At 43.3% G+C, this 19672-nt stretch carries 11 protein-coding genes; 3 read left to right on the plus strand and 8 right to left on the minus strand.

The annotated features are described in order from the left end of the window. Nucleotides 1–20: 20 nt before the first annotated feature. From BXY_RS10735 to BXY_RS10770, 8 genes are all read right to left on the minus strand, one after another. The gene (locus tag BXY_RS10735; protein ID WP_015531888.1) at nt 21–3104 is read right to left on the minus strand and encodes a SusC/RagA family TonB-linked outer membrane protein; all 3084 of its coding nucleotides are present in this window, start codon (nt 3102–3104) and stop codon (nt 21–23) included. A gap of 22 nt (nt 3105–3126) precedes the next feature. After that, on the minus strand, nt 3127–5013 hold the full coding sequence (locus BXY_RS10740) for a RagB/SusD family nutrient uptake outer membrane protein (protein WP_022199270.1): 1887 nt from the start codon (nt 5011–5013) through the stop codon (nt 3127–3129). A 20-nt stretch (nt 5014–5033) separates the two neighbouring features. Further along, the gene (locus BXY_RS10745) at nt 5034–8222 is read right to left on the minus strand and encodes a SusC/RagA family TonB-linked outer membrane protein (RefSeq protein ID WP_134993164.1); all 3189 of its coding nucleotides are present in this window, start codon (nt 8220–8222) and stop codon (nt 5034–5036) included. A gap of 140 nt (nt 8223–8362) precedes the next feature. Continuing rightward, nucleotides 8363–9352, minus strand: coding sequence for a glycoside hydrolase family 43 protein (locus BXY_RS10750; RefSeq protein ID WP_015531890.1), 990 nt, complete (start codon nt 9350–9352; stop codon nt 8363–8365). A gap of 44 nt (nt 9353–9396) precedes the next feature. Next, a complete protein-coding gene (locus tag BXY_RS10755; protein ID WP_208946802.1) occupies nt 9397–11022 on the minus strand; it encodes a DUF1735 domain-containing protein in 1626 nt (541 codons plus the stop codon). A 12-nt stretch (nt 11023–11034) separates the two neighbouring features. After that, nucleotides 11035–11445 (minus strand): hypothetical protein, encoded by a 411-nt coding sequence (locus tag BXY_RS10760; RefSeq protein WP_004317373.1) that lies wholly within the window; start codon nt 11443–11445, stop codon nt 11035–11037. 21 nt (nt 11446–11466) lie between these two features. Then, nucleotides 11467–13125, minus strand: a complete 1659-nt coding sequence (locus tag BXY_RS10765; RefSeq protein WP_009040299.1) for a hypothetical protein — start codon at nt 13123–13125, stop codon at nt 11467–11469. Between the two features lie 113 nt (nt 13126–13238). Continuing rightward, nucleotides 13239–14765 (minus strand): sulfatase-like hydrolase/transferase, encoded by a 1527-nt coding sequence (locus BXY_RS10770; protein WP_004298654.1) that lies wholly within the window; start codon nt 14763–14765, stop codon nt 13239–13241. Nucleotides 14766–15640: 875 nt separating this feature from the next. Between BXY_RS10770 and BXY_RS10775 the strand changes: the two genes are divergently transcribed. From BXY_RS10775 to ychF, 3 genes are all read left to right on the plus strand, one after another. Beyond that, nucleotides 15641–17047, plus strand: a complete 1407-nt coding sequence (locus tag BXY_RS10775) for an alpha/beta hydrolase family protein (protein ID WP_004324096.1) — start codon at nt 15641–15643, stop codon at nt 17045–17047. Between the two features lie 301 nt (nt 17048–17348). Then, complete coding sequence (araJ, locus tag BXY_RS10780; RefSeq protein WP_004298658.1) at nt 17349–18491, plus strand: MFS transporter AraJ; 1143 nt, start codon at nt 17349–17351, stop codon at nt 18489–18491. A gap of 66 nt (nt 18492–18557) precedes the next feature. After that, complete coding sequence (gene ychF, locus BXY_RS10785) at nt 18558–19661, plus strand: redox-regulated ATPase YchF (protein ID WP_004298673.1); 1104 nt, start codon at nt 18558–18560, stop codon at nt 19659–19661. The last annotated feature ends 11 nt before the right edge of the window (nt 19662–19672 follow it).

The following is a 19672-nucleotide window of genomic DNA, read 5'->3' on the forward strand; positions in this document are numbered from 1 at the left end:
CATCTATTAATTGTTCAAAATTAAAATACAAAAGAGACTCCGCCTGTAAAAGTACGCGTCACCGGGTAGTTTGTCACACCGGCATTCAGCAATTCAGGATCCAAATCTTTCACGGAAGAAAGCACAAACAAGTTTGCACCACGAGCGAAAACCTTCATCTTCTTCACTACCGAACTTGGGGAGAACTGATTGAACGTGTAGCTCAATTCAACATTCTTCATACGGAAGAAGCTTGTATTCTTCAACCAGAAAGAAGAATTGCGGAAGTTGTTCTCACCAGCAGTGGTTGTCAGGCGCGGATAATTTCCGGTCGGATTGTTTGCCGGATGATAACGGTCTAATGCCAGTTTGGAGTATTTACCTTCTCCATTATTCCAGTAATAAGCATTCGTTGCCCAAGTGTGAACGCCCAGTTCGGAATATCCCTGAAGATACAACCCCCAGCCTTTATAACTTACATTGAAATCGATGCCCAATGTAGTACGTGGGAATGAGTTTCCGAGTTCCTTTACGTCACGACCGTCAATGATTTTATCACCGTTCAGGTCTTTGTAGGCGATGTCGCCTTCCTGATAATCGGCAAACGTCTGGGTTGCATGTCCGTTGATGACTACATCTTTGCCAAATAATCCTTCGGCAACCAGTCCCATCATAGCATCGGTAGAACGCCCCACTGTGTAGCGGTATTCTTCACCATGTTTCACCTGGTTCCATTTCAATACTTTATTCTTTGACCATACGAAATTGGCTCCTACCGAATAAGCCCAGTCGTTGATGCGGTCGCTCCAAGTGAACATTCCTTCTATACCATGATTCAAGACGGAGCCCATGTTATCCTGGTAGGTAAAGTTGCCAGTATAATCCCCGTAAGAGGCATCAACAGAACCGATGATGTCCGTATGTTTCTCACGGAAATAGTTCATTTCGGTATATAAGCGGTTGTTCAGGAACAAGCCTTCCACACCGATGTTCCATTCTGCTGCCTTTTCCCATTTCAGGTTCGGATTGCCCGCACGGACAAAAGTGGAATAGTAAGCCGTAGCGCCATTGTTCGTTGTTCCGAACCGGAAGCTGCCGTCTTGCGACCAGGCACGTTCATACAATAAATGTTCAGTGCTTCTGTCATAGCCCAATATACCGGCGCTGGTTTTCAGTTTCAGGAAGTTCACGTATTCATTGTCTTTCAGGAAATCTTCATTGCTTAGAATCCAGGCAAGGCCACCCGCAGTCGAGAAGAAGTATTTATTTCCCGATTTGAAACGGTTGCTTCCCATCAATGCCATGTCGGCTTCCACAGCATAACGGCGGTCATACATATAGTTTAAGCGCAATGCGTAGTTTGCATTGATGATGTCCTGGGTCACTCCCTGATTCGTTGTTTTCGAGTACATGTAAGTCAGCCGTGCCGATACATCATGCTTTTGGTTGAATGTATTCTCGTATGCGGCAAAGGCATTCCAACCCAATGTCTGCTGCAAGGTAGTCGACTTCCGACTCTGTGAAGTGGCTACATCTGTTTTCTTCATCTGGGTGTACATGATCTGTTCCTCACCGGCAAAGTTACGATATGTTTTGATGGCATACGTCGGATAGACTTTGCTCAAAGAGAGTTGCAGGTAATCATAGTTGTCGAAAGAAAGGAAAGCACCGGCTTTCAACCCTTTTGTCAGCATATCAAGATCGAATTTCAAACCGATATTGGTCTGGCTGCGTGTATAACGCTCATCCGTATATCCTCCGTACATTGTTTCCGCGTATGCATTCATCGGACGCAGCAGACTTGCGCCAAACAAAGGAATTCCGTCCGAGCTGGCTAGTCCGGTTTCTTCCGGTGACATAGTCAGCGGGTATTCATTCGGACGATGCGTAGACAGGGCCGTAAATACCTGACCACAGTCCAATTGCCCCCATTTACGCATTTCCATACGTCCGGCAACGTCTGCGGATATAGTCAGGAAATCCGTTACATTGAAGTCGAGGTTTCCGCGAAGAGTCAGACGGTGCAGTTGCGGAGTATAGGTAACGTCTTCAAATCCGCTACCTCCTACATATCCGGCAATCAGGGCATAACGCACTCTGTCGGTACCTCCCGTCATATCGAACGATACTTTCCGATAGTTGGCATTTTTGTTCAATAACTGATCGTACAAATCGACGTTCGGATACAATAGGTCATTGGCTCCTTTGGAGTTTTTATATCCTTCCAGTTGTTTCTGATTATAGTAAGGAGTCAATCCGTCATTTGCACGCGCTTCATTGTACAGATTAGCATACTGATAAGAATTCAGAAAATCAGGAGTACGCGTCATCTGTACCACACCTGCTTCGGCGGTTGCGTTATAAATGCGGCGGTTGGCCTTTCCTCTGCGGGTAGTCACCCAAAGTACGCCATTCGCAGCACGCGCCCCATAAAGAATCTTGGCAGTGGCATCTTTCAGCAACTCGATACGTTCGATTTCTTCAGGAATCAAATCCGCTGCCGGACGTTCCACACCATCGATGATAACAATAGCTGTATTCTCCGACATGCCATGCTGGCCACGGATAAATAAATCAGGCGTATTATTACCCAATCCGCTGACTGTGGAGCGAACTTGCAGACCTAACATTTTACCTTGCAGCATATTAGTCAGCGTCAAATCAGGGAACGTTCCGAACTGTCCGTTCTCCAGTACGCTCGTTGCGCCTACTTCATTCCCTTTATACGTCTTGCCACCATCGGCTCTATTCACCAACGATTCTTCGGTCAGGAACAGAGGCTCTTTCTTCAGGACAATCTTTTCAGGAACGATATTGCTGCCTGTCAGCTTATACACTTTATCTTCATATCCCAAAGCCTCCACCATGACGGTTGCGTCATTCTCGACCTTCGTCTGAAAACGTCCCTTTGCATCTGTATATAGAACGACTGCGCCTTCTCCACAAATGATAGAAACATTCTTCAACGGGCTACCTTTCTCGTCGGTAACAATAGAAACTACTTCCACCAAAGGCTTCTTCGCCGACTTTCTCTTTGATTTATTCTGTGCGAAAGTCAGGCTAGAGCCAACGATAAGGACAAATATGAGCCCTATCAGTCTTATATATCTAATCTTGTTTCTCATATACTTTTCTTTATTTTAGGTATCACCATCCGGGGTTCTGTTGAAGATTATCCAAAGCCGCCACTTCATCCATCGGTAGCGGATACCAATAATTACGCTTGTTAAACGTCCGCACGGCTGTCCTCACCGGAACATACTCGTAAGTAAAGTCGGTCAACTTATAAGTGCAGGCTTTTTCCACTTTCAACTGGTCGGCCGTATAAGAATGATTGATCGGGGTTGCTTTGACACCCATGATCGGATATTCACCCTTAAACAGGTCTTCAGCAATCATCCAACGGCGGATATCATACCAGCGGTGTCCTTCGAACATCAATTCCACACCACGTTCCCGACGATAAGCTTCTCTAAAATCCACTCCATCCGGTAGTTCGCCGATTCCGGCTCTTACACGGATTTTATTCAAAGCCTGACGGGCCGACATCGTACAACCCGTAACGACTGCATCCGGATCACCTGTCGCCTCGTATGAAGCCTCTGCCATATCCAGATAAACTTGCGAAACACGAATGTACACAGCCACCAAACGATATAATTGGAAACCAGCTTCGCCAAACAAAGGCACACTTGCTTCCGGCCAAATGAACTTCTTACACATATATCCGGTCTGTTGAGAGCCTCTCGTAAACTGATTGGTAGAAATGAAGTTCTCGGAGTAACCGCCCGAATAAGTAGTCAGATAATAAGGAACACCCTGTAAATTCTTTCCCCATTGCTCACCGGGCACGAGGATATTATTAGTGAAGCGAGGGTCTCTATCCGAGTAAGGATTGGTAGTCTTTACCGCATCATAACCGGAACGCGGATCAGTGATCGGATAGTAGTTGCCGTCAGCTCCCTTACGTTCGTACATATCTACCGCATTTTGTGTCGGAGCATTATAAGGAGTACCTTCGGCACCGGTTTTATTATCGTATGGTTGTGTCAGCCATTGCGCTCTGACGAAAGCAGACCAGTTGCCATGATGCCAACGCAGGAACCATAAGTATTCCGGCTGTGCGAATTGATTGGAATTAGGCATTAATTGAATACTACGATATTCGTCGTGATTCATCAAGCGATAATATTCGTGACTTTCAATAGCATTGATCGCCTTTTGCGCACTACGGGCAGCTTCGGCAGCCATCTCTTTTCCATACCCTTTGTTTTCAATAGAATTCAAGTCGTTCTGCATCAAAGGGCTGGCAGCATAAAGCTGTGTCATCGCTTTTAATGCCATGGCGCCTACTCTGTCAGGCCGTCCATGTTCCTCGTCAGGCCAGCTTATAGGTAAATATTCAATGGCTTTATCCAAGTCTGTCTGCATCCAAGCATTGGATTCCTGATAAGTTTTACGGGGAAAGTCAAAGTCATCCGATGCTCCCCAAAGCTGGTCAAAGATGGGCATTCCGCCATATCGCTTGATAATCTCAAAATAGAAGTAGGCACGTAGGAAATGAGCCTGTCCCAACAGTTTTCTCCTTTGGTCGTCTGTGATGGATTTCACTTGATCTACTCCGCTAATTACACGGTTCACGATACGAAGTCCGGTATAAGCACGAGAAATAGCACTTTTGAAATTCTTCCCATCACTTTTACTTCCTATTTCGAAACGTGTACCGGCATTCTCCAGCCAGTTACCTGCATTGACAAACTTCGACGGATCATTATCGCGAACGGATGCATATTCATCCGATAAATTACCTACCGTTACGTATGTATTCGAATAAGAGTTGATACCATGTGTAAAGATTAATATATCATCATTTTGAAAGATGCGGTCCATGAACCCTAACAAACTGCTATAATCTTTATAAACATCATCTTCGGAAAGTCCGTCATCGGGAGAGCGGTCCAGATAGTCCTCACAACTTCCTACAAACAACCCCAATAGAATGATCCATATCCAATTCAACTTATGTCTTCTCATATCAGTAAATTTAAAGTGTCTCATAATCCTAATCTAAAACCAATGTTATAACGTCTCACCACCGGATAAACATTCTGTCCCGAATGTTCGGGGTCACGGCGGGAATCACCTTTCGAGAACGTCAACAAATTGGTACCGTTGACATATACTTGCAGTTTTGTCAGACGTAAAGGCTGCAACCAACGCTTCGGAATCTGATAATTCACTTCCAGGTTCTTCAAGCGAAGATAAGCATGGTTGGTATATGTGTATGTACTAGCCACCGAATTATAACTTCTCTGAACATGAATACTGGGGCGAATCGGACCGCCTTGAATCGGAGCATCGGCTGTCCATGTATTCAACGTATTTGGTTGAGCCTTGATATTACCTTCCGGGAAATCCCATAAATAGGAAGGAATCGCTTCTTTATAAACGTCCATAGCACTGTACCACAACATATTGAATCCGATTCCTTTGTAAGAACCTCCCAATGTAAATCCGAGGGTAGTAGTCGGATAGTTCAGGTTTTTCATCGGAACCATATCCTTAGCATCAATCATGCCGTCACCATTATAATCGATGTAATACAAGTCTCCCGGAATCAATGTATTATGTGTACCATTGGCAATAGTGGACTGCGCCGAGTTATAAATATCATCCAATGACTGGAAGTTTCCTGTTGCCAGGTATTTATTCACATATCCGATTGACTTTCCGGCTTTTTTCAAATATTCGCTCTGATTCTTCGGGTCATCAATAAAGACAACACGGTTCTCACTGGTTGCAAAATTAAACTTCGCGTAATAATTAAACTTTCCAATACGGTCGTTCCAAGCAATATCCAGTTCAAGACCGTGATTTTTAGTCTTACCCAGATTCACCTGCGGAAAAGCAATACCACTATCGGCCCATGACGGAATCGTATTACGTGTCATCAAAATGTTATTACGCTTTTCATCGAACAAGTCCACAGTAAAGTTTAGTTTACCCCACAAACCTATTTCGATACCGATATTCTGCTTAATAGATTCTTCCCAGGTAGCATCGGGGTCGGCCAATTTTCCTTCTTTGTATAAAGGTCCCCAGTTACTGGTCTGATATTTACCAAACTGCGCATTGGCAGATAGTTGCTCAAACTTCTGAATATAGTTGAAACGGGTAGCACCTTTATCATTACCAACTACTCCATACGAATAGCGCACTTTCAGGTTGGTCAGTACACCTTTGGTCAATTTCTTTACCCATGGTTCTTCACTGATACGCCAACCAATAGAGGCAGAGGGGAAGAATCCGAAACGGCGTCCCGGAGCAAATTTTTCCGAACCAGTGTAGGCACCGTTAAATTCAGCAAGATAACGCTCTTTGAAGTTGTAAGTGACACGGCCTACCCAGTCTTCTTCGTAAGCCGGGAAGTTCATCACACCCGAATTAGCAGTATTGGTTGATTCGTTCATCTTACGGTTAAATACAAATAAGGCACTTACATCGTGATCGCCAAACTGGCGACTATAATTCAATGCTAATTCGTAATAAAGTTTACGTCCGTAAGCCTTGAAACCGTCATAAACACCACCAACAGGCAAATCTCCGGGAGCATTTTCATCCGGATAGCGTTTCTCGGTATAATTATAAGTAATTGTTCCGTCAGCATTATAAATAGGATTGGCGTAATCATACACACGATTAATACGAATATGTGTACGTTGGGCAACCAAATCGTCTTTACCTAAAATCTTACCCGGCATGATCTGGGTAGTCCATGAAGAAGAAGTAGTGTAAGACAATGATGCTTTCAATGACAGTCCCTTTGTAATAAAGTCCAGCTTCTGATTCAAGATTACATCGTAGAAACCTTGATGTTGCTTAATATTACGACTACCTCCTTCGTTCATCAGACAGGCTATATTTTGATCGGAGCTTAACCCGTCTCCCCATATTCCATTACTATATTTAATCGGAAATTCATTACTTGGAGCCGTAAAGAACGTTTTAAAAAAACGTTCATCCGGAGAATCGACATTCTCATAATAAGACGGTTGGTTCTGATAACCCATCTTACCGGCCACATTGAACGAAAGTTTAGTAGTACTTGTGATATTGAAGTCGAAATTACTACGCCAGTTATAACGACGGTAAGAGAAGGAAGGATCGAAATCCTCTTGTTTGGTAGTATTAAAAATATCTCCGTCATGCAAATAACCCAAAGATACGAAATAACTCATTTTCTTCGTACCACCACGTACATTAAGATTATAAGCCTGTTCATAACCTACATTCTTTACCAGTTCTTTCCACCAGTCCACTTCGGGAAAGACATCGTTATATGGACCGTAATTTCCGGTAGCATACGCATTTTCCCATGCGGTAATGGTAGATTCGGGAACCATTGCTCCCCAGTTACCATCATTAGCCTGGGCTCTGTTATACTGTTTCATAGAGGTCACATAGTCAGACCATTCAGGAGCAGCAGAAGGTTGTTTAAAACCGAAGTTAGCTGTGAATGAGATTTCCGGTTTCTGTTCGAGTCCGCGTTTGGTTGTCAACAAGATAACGCCGTTCGCACCTTTCACACCGTAAACCGCAGTTGCCGAAGCGTCTTTCAGTACAGAAATAGATTCGATTTCGTTCACATCGACATCGTTGAAGTCACGTTCGATACCATCCACTAATACCAGTGGCTCCGCTTCTCCCCAGGTAGACTTACCACGAATCAATAAAGAAGCCTTATCGGCTCCCGGCTTTGAAGTGGAATTGATGGCAACCACACCCGGCATCTGACCTTGCAAGGCTTCGGAAACGGAGTTCACGCTACCTATCTTTAATAAATCATCTCCTTTTGCAGTAGCAATGGAACCGACACTGGATACCTTTTTCTGTACACCGTATCCAACCACTACCACTTCTTCCAGTGTCTCCGTATCTTCTCCTAAAGAGATTACTCCTAAAGTCGTTTTATTCTTTAAATCCAGTTCCAGAGTTTTATAACCCACATAAGAAATGACAAGTACGTCTCCTTTCGATGCCTTCACAGTAAAATTACCGTCAAAATCAGTAATCGTACCGCTTCCCGTACCTTTCACGCGAACACTGACGCCAATCATCGGTTCACCAGATACTGCATCCTTCACTTGTCCCTTCCAATAATCTTGTTGTGCCTGCACGTCCAGCGCACAAAACAAAAAGCAACAAAGACATAAGAAAGAAAAATAAAGTCTGTCTCTTTTCATAAACATTATTTTTAACTGTTAACAAATTCTTTATCTCAAGACACAAATTAAGCGGGAAAATCTTCAAATGAAAAGGAAGATTATCCTCAAAACCCGTACAAATGTGCAAAATAGATTTCTCTACTACATTTCTGAACAAATCATTTCCACATTGGCTTTATGACGTGCTCTTTGTCTACGGTGATGTTGTATATGCCATCGTTTCCTTTCTTCAGGATGAGCGGAACAATACGTGTTTTACGAGGGGACACGGTGGAATCTGAACGATGAACGTGGTAAACATAGTAATATTTTCCATCCAGACCTTTAAATACATCTCCATGTCCTGATCCGTTTTCTCCTACGAGGCTGCGATGAATGATCGGACTGTTCGGATGCTTTTTCCACGGACCGAAAGGGGAAGAAGCAGTGGCATAACCTACCGAATAGTCGATATTCATAAAATGATTGGCAGAATAGAAGAGGTAATATACCCCGTCCCACTTCATAACAGTCGGTCCTTCCATCACCGGTGCAGACTTATAGTTCGGAGTCTTTTCCCAAGACTCCGTACAGTCCATACATTGTTTCAATGTTTCCGGTTTGATACTTCCCTTCTTTATGTCAAACTCGGCTACCCAAAGATAATTGCCTTTATTAAAGCGGACATGATACAGGTAGTATTTTCCATCATCATCCTTAAATAGGAAAGAGTCTATATTCTTAGCGGAAGCGTCTATCGGTTTGACTTCCTTCTGCCGGAAAGGTCCGAATACCGATTTTGAGGAAGCAATTACTGTTTGCTCATTAGCAGTATAAGTGAAATAATAAGTTCTTTTATCCTTAAAGTATTGAGGTGCCCAGAAGCCTTTTTCACCATACGTTCGATCTCCTTTCCGCAGAATCAGTTGTAGAGAAGTGCCATCAGGCACCGTCCAATGCTCCAGATCGGTCGATTCGAGGATAGCAAAGCCCTGCGGTTCCTGATTGCGTGTGCCGGTGAGGTAATACTTGCCGTTTTCCACATAAATTGTAGGATCGGCATAAGTGATCTCCTTCTCATTAACCGAATCAGCCCGTACCCCAGTGACAGACAAACCAATGATTCCTAATGCGAGAATAAGTCTTTTTGTCATTTTATATTTTTTCATACCTATTTTATTCTATATCTGATCTTTATCTCATCTACAAAATTTCAATCTAACATCCAAACCAAACCGGGTTTCTCCCCTGCGAGATTCCATATTGCTTCATCCCAAGAAAGAGCCTTGGCAGCATCTATCGGGGTACTCATCGTAGAAAGACCATTGTAACGGTCGGCACCAAATGTTTGTGCTCCGTAATCGGGTATTTCTTCGTCTACGATAGCGGGCGTATTGGCAGAGAAACGACATTCCATATTTGGATTCGCATAGCAATTATTAGCCTCATTCTTGTTAAAGCGTCCGCAAATTCTTCCCGACTTAGGTGCACCGTTAGAGAATAATTTCTGGTTCCAAGCCACACAATGTGTTACGGTGATTCCTGTCGCCTTGTTAGCAAATCCCATAATACCGCCTACCTGATTTTGAGCGGAAATCTCGCAATCGGAATAACAATAAGAGATCACAGCTGTCGGACTAGGATCTACAAATCCGGCAATACCACCCGCAGGATTCGCCACTTTCATCGGGAAAGCTTGTGCAAGACCTGAAGAATAACACTGCGTAACGATAGAATATAACATACGTCCAACAATGCCTCCTACACATGATTCAGTCACAATATCCCCAGTGGAAGAGCATTGAGAGATCGTTGCTCCGCCTCTCGTTTCCCCACAAATACCGCCGGCGCACCATACGGCAGTAATATCCGTTGCCGATGTACACTGATGAATTTTACTATCTGCACCATGAAGTCTTGCACAGATACCACCAGCCTGACCGTTATCCCAGGCAGCCGCTCCCGTTCCCGAAGTTAAAGAAATCGTACCGGATACCCGAACATTCTCCACAATACCCGGAGAAGTAGCAGCTCCCACCTGTCCGGCAAGGATGCCTGCCATCTTTGTATTGGCTGTAATCTGCGCATTTTCAAAGTTTATATTGGAACACTTACCAACCAACAATCCAAAGAATCCCTGATTAACAGAAGAGGAAGTATTTACTTTCAGATTACGAATCGTATGTCCGCCTCCATCCAATACAAGTTGTTTGGAAACCGAAGTCTCTATCGGTTGCCAGTCTACACCTTGCAAATCAATATCATTCTCTATCTTGGCATAGATCGTCTTACCATCTTTGAGTTTCTCTCCGAGAGTTATCAAGTCGTTCGTTGTCGCCACGGTATAAGGGTTGTCGATTTCTCCCTGTTTCTGTTGCAGGAAGAAAGTCATTGTACTTTTCTCTTGATTGACTGCAAGATCGTCGGAAACCAGTTTCAAACCGAGAACGTATTTCTTTGATCCGTCAAGCGTACCTAAATCATGGAAGCGCAAATTTACCATACGCAGGACATCGTCCCCCTTAAAATTAAAATTACTTCCATCCAGATCATAATATTCCACAGGTAAGAGGTGATATTCTTCACCAAACTCTTTGGCATCGACAACAGCCAATTCCGCCTTTGCTTCTTTTTCGCAATGGCTTTTCTCCACCATAATGTTATATTGGTATTCCGGCTCATCCAGATATAAATCATATTTGCCTGTCTGATAAAGCGACAAGGTAATATTGGAATAGGTAACTTCAGCCTTTTCCGGCTGTGTCAGATCCATGACTTCACCACATGCTATCAACGAAAACGCCATTAATGACGCTACAACAGGAATGTATCTTTTCATAATATCTTTCTTTTAATTATTAAAAACAGGGATTACCATACCGACGTTATCTCCTGACAACCAAACTTTATCTCCATCTATACGAACTACTTCCATCTCCATCCCTTCTTTGAGGAAAGAAACTCCTTGGAATGAGAATTCAGCCTTTATCTTTTGACCGACAGCCGTGGGCTTCCCGTCAAACTTCACATGAATGTATTTGCTTTGATCCGAATTTTGCAGGCGATAAGTCAACCGTTTAGGATTAATTGCAGCCTGAAGTTGTTCCTGCTCTGTAAAAGTACAAATTCCATCCAAACTATAAAACCCAACTTCGGTATATCCTGTTATATTCTTCTTATCAACCCCGTTTTCGGCATATTCCGTCTCCGCACAAGAGGTGAAAGCCAACAAACATACCAACACTACATATATTACTTTCATAAGCGAATAAATTTAAGATAATTACTTTCTAATAGTTGTCGACAATATTTCTACCGATCCATCCTTATAAGTCACTTCGGCGGTAAGTATTTGTCCGTTCAGGTTCTTATTCACTATATTGATTTCCTGTCCATCCAGCTTTACTTTATAAGATGAGACATCAGCCGGCAAATTTAATAGTTGTACTAACATATATTCATCCACTTGTTGATATTTCAACAAAGGAAACTTTCCTGTTACAGACTTGGTCTTAACATCATCCTTCCACAACACGGCATCATCCGATTTCAGCAATGCTACATGGTAGGCAGTTCCGGGAACAAGATTTTCAACCAATGTATAGTCATTCTCCGAATCAAGCGACCGACGTACTACCTCTGTTCCATTTTCATCTGTTACTGACAATATACCTGTTTTATCGGCTCCATTCCCCCAACGAATGAACAATTCCCGTTGCCCTCCGACAAGGCTGGAAACTGCCAATCCATCCCGGGCAGCGATGAAATCGGGATACAGCAATGGATTGGGATTGTAGAATCCGTCTGCATCCAGTCCTAAATAACGGGAAAAATAAATTCCTCCAAGTTCCCACATTTCAGTCTTCGCATCGTAAACAGCTCTCGCTCCACCGGGAACCACACTAAAACGTCCGGTAATGGCATACGTATCATATTTCTTGAACACCTCATAAAAAGTTTTATACCAATTCTTCGGATACCAGGAATAACTCTCAAAAAGGCTCTTGAACTCGGTTGCACTGACCGGTGTACCGGCATTAGCTTTTTCAGCTATCAGATTAAGGTATTCGTAAATTTTCATCCCGGCCGTATAACCATGCTTGGTTCCCCATTCTCCCAGTGCGTCGGCTACATGAGGATTTAAAGCACGTACCATAGAGAATTCCGTGCAAATCAGTTTCTTTGTTACACCATATTTATCGCGGATAATACGGAAATCATCTTCCGCCTGGTTGATTTTCAATGCGTGAACGTGTAAGTCGAGCCCTACAACATTAGGATTGTTATTAACCACAGAGACTACCGCAGGTACCGTTTCGCTCTTCGGCAATTCGGATACACGGTTCAATGCTCCGGCATAAATATCAAATGTCCATCCATTAGCCTGTTTCCAGGCAGTCAGCCGATTGGCAAACTCATTCAGAAATGCCCGATAATCCTCACCGTCCGCATGACAGAGATCGGTATCCAATGCATTCTCCCATTCCGGTTCGTTACCCATGACAAGTATTTCAATATTCTTCGCCATATCATAGGTTTTCAGTAATACTTCAGTTGCCTGAAATATGTACTCCATCTCCTTAGTTCCTACTTTGGGAACCGTGTCGGTATATAATTCAAAAGGTATTTTCAGGCTCAATATAAATTTCACACGGTCGCCCAAGGCTTTCTTGGCCTGAATAAATTTCAGTGTAGGAATATGTGTCCTGATGGCATTTTCTTTCACACCAACAATCTTCCCGTTTTCATTTTGAAGAAACAGATTGGGGATATTGACAAATCCTCTCACCCAAGTCACTTTCGACTGTTTCAACATCTCTATTTCCGTAATCGGGTAATCTATATTTTCATTATAGTTCGCCCCCAAATCCTGCGCCTTTGTTCCCATCGAACATAAGAACAGCAATACAAACATTAAAAAAGCTTTCATTTTCATATACATACTTCAAGGTTAATTGTCCGACATCGAACAGAACAAAGGTAGAGAAATAAACTCCGGTAGAATAGAACGATTGTTTTATCAACGGGATTTATGTTCAGAATAAACATTTGACCTTATTTTAATGGTTCTTCTTCTACTTCACTGCGATAATAACCGTCCACTTCAGCAAAGAAATTCTGCTTCAGGGAGTCCAGAAGTTCGGGCTGTTGTGCCGCCATATTCTGTTGTTGAGTCCGGTCGGCTTTTACATTAAATAATCCGTATTCACCCAGATTACCCAATTCATTTCCGGTCAGGTTTCGTTCGGAACCTTTATAAGGAGGCATCATAATCCAGTCGCCCGAACGATAAGCCATACGTCCTTGCGCTTCCAGCACTACATCCTTGCGGGCAGTCTGCTCTTTTCCGAAGAAAGCATCCAGATAGTTCCGACTATCCAAACCTTCCGGCAAATCGGCATGTATCATCGAACCCAGAGAAGCGAGAATATCTACCTGACAAACCAGTGCATCGGATACGACCGGCTGAATCTTTCCTTTCCAATAAACAAACAGAGGAATATGCGTACCACCGTCGAACAAACTATATTTACCTCCGCGCAGACCTCCTGCAGGAAGGTGATCGCCTGCCAGTTCGGGAGCACCGTCTTTGTAACCGTCATTCAGAACCGGCCCGTTATCGCTGGAGAAGATAATCAGTGTCTTTTCCAACAAGCCTTCTTTCTTCAAGTGGGCAAGCAGTTCGCCGACACACCAGTCTGCCTCAACGATGGCATCGCCACGAGGCCCCATCGTTGTTTTGCCCACAAATCGCTGGTGGGGAGCACGAGGGACGTGAGGTTCGTGTAAGCCATAATACAGGAAGAAAGGAGCACCTTTGTGTTCAGTAACAAAGTTCTTTACCTTATCTACAAAATAGTCGGCCATATCCTCGTCTTTCCAACGGGCTTTCTGTCCGCCTTTCATATATCCGATACGAGGAATTCCGTTTACTATAGAGTTATTATGTCCGTGTGCCCACTGCATTTTCAGCATCTCCGGATGAGAGATGGCAGTCGGTTCGCCCTCAAAATTATGCTCGTAACTCACTTCGATAGGGTCGGCCGGGTCGAGTCCTACTACATCACCGTTTTCCACGTAAACCGTCGGGACACGGTCGTTGGTTGCCGCAATCAGGCAAGAGTAGTCGAAACCGATTTCTTTGGCACCCGGTTTGACGGTTTCGTTCCAGTTGACATTGCCGTCTCCCATCCCCAAATGCCACTTTCCGATAGCTCCGGTCACATACCCGCACTGCTGCATCATCTTCGGCAAGGTAAACTGATTTTCATTAATGATAAGAGGAGCATCTCCCGGCAGGATTTTTGCATCCTTATTTTTCCACGGATACATTCCGGTCATCAAAGCATAACGGCTGGGAGTGGAAGTTGCCGAAGTGGCATATCCGTTCGTGAAACAAACTCCGCCATGAGCCAGACTGTCGATATTCGGAGTATGAATCGTAGTAGAGCCATAAGCGCTGACATCACCAAATCCCAGATCATCGGCAAGAATCACAATCACATTCGGCTTTTCTTCTACTGGCTGTGAGGTACAACCTACTAAAGACAACGTAGGAACTAGATAGATTATCTTTTTCATAATATTATGTAGTTAATAACGATGCAAATTTAGCCACCACTTATTTATTTATGTAGAACAAATGTTTAATAATGGGGAGAAATGTCCATCCTGCAACTATTCCAGAGAAATAAGGTATGAAAATGCGTGTGATGAATTAACTCGAAATGATAGCATAGGCCTGTCAATGTTCTACTTTTAATATTCTACAGGAAAATAGCCAGTTAGAAAGTAGCAAACTAGAAAATAAACTGTATAAATAAACGCATGAGCATACAAAAAACAGTCTAATATTGCATAAAGCCAAACAAGATATACATCTTTCTCTATTCAGGAACCGTTCATTGCCTTAAAACCAACGAAGTGTTCCTCGGTGTGCATCGACTTGTTCCTCACCGAGGAAGCTATCGTTCTCCGGTGAAGAAGATAAAAATGGACTATTAAGAAATATTTTCTCCCTAGTTTATCATAATATATTGGAAAGGAGAAAATAATAAAATGATTGGTTATTCAGGTATCTACTCTCCAAATAACAAAAAGAATCAAGAATCTATCGCAATTCGATTAGTATATTCCCAAAACAGCGAGAATAGAGAATCACGTAATTACAAATGCATGGCATTTTCCGGCTTTTCTTTACCAAACTGCGATTTATGTCCTTCTCCGATGATTAAATATTCCTTTTTTAAGAATCATCGTTTTTTAAGGGAGGCTATATAGTTTGGAATAGAGGTTGTGCTTAACAATAAAAACTGTAATAGTATACAGGAACAGCCCAATAAGATATTACCGGATTCTGACAAGATTAGGTAATGTCTTATTTTTATAATGATGAAAATTGTTACCTTTGTATATATCTTATATTTACAATTAAGATTAAACCTAATTTTTCGCTTATGAAAATAGTTAAGGCTACCTACATCGTTATATTCATTACCGGACTATTAGCCGGAGTGTTCTTCTCATCCTCTGTTTCCGCCCAAGATATTTCGGGAGCCTGGCACGGAAAACTTTCCCTTCCCACCGGTTCATTGACTATTGTATTCCACATCAGTCAAACGGAACAAGGCGCTTATGTGACCACACTGGACAGTCCCGACCAGGGAGCCAACGGTATCAAGACACAGACTACTTCTTTCAATGATTCTACTTTAATTATCCAGATACCTGTGATTCATGCTTCGTACAAAGGAAAACTGAACAGTGATAACACAATCAACGGAACATTTACGCAAGGGATGCCCCTTCCGTTGAATTTGAAAAAGGGAGAAGCCAGCCGCCCCAAGCGTCCGCAGGAGCCTCAACCGCCTTTCCCTTACAGAAGTGAAGAAGTCACCGTGAGGAATGAACGCGATGGTATTAACCTTGCCGGAACATTGACTCTTCCCGAAAAAGGAACTAAATTTCCGGCAGTGGTAATGGTGACAGGAAGCGGTGCGCAGAACCGGGATGAGGAAATCATGGGACACAAACCTTTCTTTGTCATCGCCGATTATCTGACCCGAAACGGAATTGCTGTGCTTAGATGTGATGACAGGGGTACTGCCGCTTCACAAGGTACTCACGCAACAGCTACCAATGAGGATTTTGCCACAGATACGGAAGCAATGGTGAATTATCTGCGCAGCAGAAAAGAAATAAATGCAAAGAAAATCGGAATTATCGGACATAGCGCAGGCGGAATCATTGCATTCATCGTTGCCAAAAAGGACCCATCCATTGCATTTGTCGTTTCATTGGCAGGAGCCGGCGTGAGAGGCGACAGTCTGATGCTGAAGCAGGTAGAGTTAATCTCTAAATCCCAGGGAATGCCGGATGCCGTCTGGCAAGGGATGAAGCCTTCGATACGGAACAGATATGCCATACTGCAACAAACAGACAAAACTCCCGAAGAGTTGCAGAAAGAACTGTATGCAGATGTTACAAAAACAATGTCTCCCGAACAATTGAAAGACCTGAATACCATCCAGCAACTATCCGCACAAATCAGTTCGATGACTTCTCCGTGGTATCTTCATTTTATGAGATATGACCCGGCCCAGGATTTGAAGAAACTAAAATGTCCGGTTCTGGCTCTGAACGGAGAAAAGGATATTCAAGTGGATGCCGCCATGAATCTTGCTGCCATTCAGGAAAGAATCACCGGAAATGGAAACAAAAATGTAACAGTCAAAGCCTATCCGAACTTAAATCATCTGTTTCAGACTTGCGAAAAAGGAACATTGGCTGAATACGGGCAGTTGGAAGAAACAATCAATCCGGAAGTCTTGAAAGATATCATTGAATGGATAAGGAAACAATAAGTCTATTAATGATATTACTTAGCAAGTACACATTTCTCAATATCACATTCTTTTCTTGCTAATTCTTGCAAATTCTTCAAATATTTGCAAGAATTGGAAAGAAAGTAAATGGCTACAATTTACATATACTACATAAATCTCCCGTCATCAGCTTACACCAACATTGTCTAATTTGATTTAAATCAAAATCTATCTCATCGAACTCACCCTGAAAGATTTTGTTTTACCTTTGCAGCCGAAATAAATAAGCGGCAAATAATAGTAAGGTAAAAAGGTAACAGGTATTAAGGTTAAGTTTTGTATGAAGAAGAGTCTTATTGCATTGGCGTTCGGCACACTGGGATTAGGTATTGCCGAATTTGTAATGATGGGAATTTTGCCCGATGTGGCAAAAGATTTAGGTATTAGTATTCCTACCGCAGGGCATTTCATTTCTGCTTATGCATTAGGCGTCTGTGTCGGTGCACCTGTATTGACACTGGCTCGCAAATATCCGCTAAAACATATTCTGTTAGTATTAGTTACCTTAATTATGATAGGTAATATCTGTGCGGCTATGGCTCCCAATTACTGGGTGTTGCTCGCTGCCCGTTTTATCTCCGGCTTGCCTCATGGTGCATACTTCGGAGTAGGCTCTATTGTTGCAGAGAAACTAGCCGACAAGGGTAAAGGTTCGGAAGCCGTCTCCATCATGATTGCAGGAATGACCATTGCCAACCTGTTTGGTGTACCTTTGGGCACTTCCCTAAGTACCATGCTTTCCTGGCGTGCCACTTTCTTGCTGGTCGGTATCTGGGGAATTGTTATCCTATATTACATCTGGCGATGGGTTCCGCATGTAGAAGGCTTAAAGGATACCGGCTTTAAAGGACAATTCCGCTTTCTTAGAACTCCGGCTCCGTGGCTGATTCTCGGTGCTACGGCACTAGGTAATGGCGGTGTATTCTGCTGGTATAGCTACATCAATCCGATGCTTACCAATGTGTCCGGCTTCTCCGCTGAAAGCATTACGCCTTTAATGATCCTTGCCGGCTTCGGTATGGTGATGGGAAACCTGATTAGCGGACGTCTCTCCGACCGCTACACCCCCGGAAAAGTAGGGACTGCCGCACAAGCACTTATCTGTATTATGTTATTGCTCATTTTCTTCCTTTCTCCCTATAAATGGGCAGCAGCCCTGTTGATGTGTCTTTGTACGGCAGGACTGTTCGCAGTATCCAGTCCGGAGCAGATATTAATTATCCGCGTATCAAAGGGAGGAGAAATGCTGGGAGCAGCCTGCGTGCAGGTTGCATTCAATCTCGGAAATGCCATCGGTGCTTATGCAGGCGGACTGGCTGTTAGTGGTGGATACCGTTATCCGGCTCTGGCGGGTGTACCATTTGCTCTAATTGGATTTACTTTATTCTTGATTTTTTATAAGAAATATCAGGCAAAATATTAAAACTCTGCCAAAATGCCTATCTTTGCAGTCAGATTATCGATAACTAAATAAAAACGAAATAGATAAATGGCATTGCAATGTGGTATTGTAGGACTACCGAACGTGGGTAAGTCGACACTTTTCAACTGTTTGTCGAATGCGAAAGCACAGGCGGCAAATTTCCCTTTCTGTACAATTGAACCCAATGTAGGTGTAATCACTGTTCCTGACGAACGTCTGAACGCACTCGCTGAATTGGTGCACCCCCAACGAATTGTTCCTACAACTGTAGAAATCGTAGATATCGCCGGACTGGTGAAAGGCGCAAGCAAAGGTGAAGGACTGGGAAACAAGTTCCTTGCCAATATCCGTGAGACAGATGCAATTATCCACGTACTCCGTTGCTTCGATGACGACAATGTGACACACGTAGACGGAAGCGTAAATCCCGTCCGCGACAAAGAAATCATTGACTACGAACTTCAATTGAAAGACCTGGAAACCATCGAAAGCCGTATCCAGAAAGTACAGAAACAAGCACAGACGGGCGGAGACAAAGCTGCAAAGTTAGCTTACGATGTACTCGTTCAATATAAAGACGCATTGGAACAGGGAAAATCTGCACGTACAGTGACTTTTGAAACAAAAGACGAACAAAAGATTGCTCACGAACTGTTCTTATTGACCAGCAAGCCGGTAATGTATGTCTGCAATGTTGATGAAGCAAGCGCAGTAAACGGAAATAAATACGTAGATATGGTACGCGAAGCAGTAAAAGACGAGAATGCTCAAATCCTGATTGTCGCAGCCAAAACAGAAGCGGACATCGCCGAACTGGAAACGTATGAAGACCGTCAGATGTTCCTTGCCGAAGTAGGCTTGGAAGAATCGGGCGTAGCACGTCTTATCAAATCTGCTTATAAACTCCTGAATCTCGAAACATATTTCACTGCCGGTGTACAAGAAGTACGTGCCTGGACATACGAAAAAGGATGGAAAGCTCCTCAATGTGCCGGAGTGATCCACACCGATTTTGAAAAAGGCTTTATCCGTGCCGAAGTTATCAAATACGATGATTATATCAAATACGGCTCGGAAGCAGCTGTGAAAGAAGCCGGAAAACTGGGTGTGGAAGGAAAAGAATATGTGGTGCAGGATGGCGACATCATGCATTTCCGTTTCAACGTGTGATTATCGGTAAC

It is taken from the genome of Bacteroides xylanisolvens XB1A (genome assembly GCF_000210075.1).
Taxonomy (GTDB): domain Bacteria; phylum Bacteroidota; class Bacteroidia; order Bacteroidales; family Bacteroidaceae; genus Bacteroides; species Bacteroides xylanisolvens.

What these genes read in the sequence shown, in the direction of transcription:
- BXY_RS10775 (WP_004324096.1), top strand. Translation starts at nt 15,641, where the DNA reads ATGAAAATAGTTAAGGCTACCTACATCGTTATATTCATTACCGGACTA.
- BXY_RS10735 (WP_015531888.1), bottom strand. Translation starts at nt 3,104, where the DNA reads ATGAGAAACAAGATTAGATATATAAGACTGATAGGGCTCATATTTGTC.
- BXY_RS10755 (WP_208946802.1), bottom strand. Translation starts at nt 11,022, where the DNA reads ATGAAAAGATACATTCCTGTTGTAGCGTCATTAATGGCGTTTTCGTTG.
- BXY_RS10750 (WP_015531890.1), bottom strand. Translation starts at nt 9,352, where the DNA reads ATGAAAAAATATAAAATGACAAAAAGACTTATTCTCGCATTAGGAATC.
- BXY_RS10770 (WP_004298654.1), bottom strand. Translation starts at nt 14,765, where the DNA reads ATGAAAAAGATAATCTATCTAGTTCCTACGTTGTCTTTAGTAGGTTGT.
- BXY_RS10745 (WP_134993164.1), bottom strand. Translation starts at nt 8,222, where the DNA reads ATGAAAAGAGACAGACTTTATTTTTCTTTCTTATGTCTTTGTTGCTTT.
- araJ (WP_004298658.1), top strand. Translation starts at nt 17,349, where the DNA reads ATGAAGAAGAGTCTTATTGCATTGGCGTTCGGCACACTGGGATTAGGT.
- ychF (WP_004298673.1), top strand. Translation starts at nt 18,558, where the DNA reads ATGGCATTGCAATGTGGTATTGTAGGACTACCGAACGTGGGTAAGTCG.
- BXY_RS10760 (WP_004317373.1), bottom strand. Translation starts at nt 11,445, where the DNA reads ATGAAAGTAATATATGTAGTGTTGGTATGTTTGTTGGCTTTCACCTCT.
- BXY_RS10740 (WP_022199270.1), bottom strand. Translation starts at nt 5,013, where the DNA reads ATGAGAAGACATAAGTTGAATTGGATATGGATCATTCTATTGGGGTTG.
- BXY_RS10765 (WP_009040299.1), bottom strand. Translation starts at nt 13,125, where the DNA reads ATGTATATGAAAATGAAAGCTTTTTTAATGTTTGTATTGCTGTTCTTA.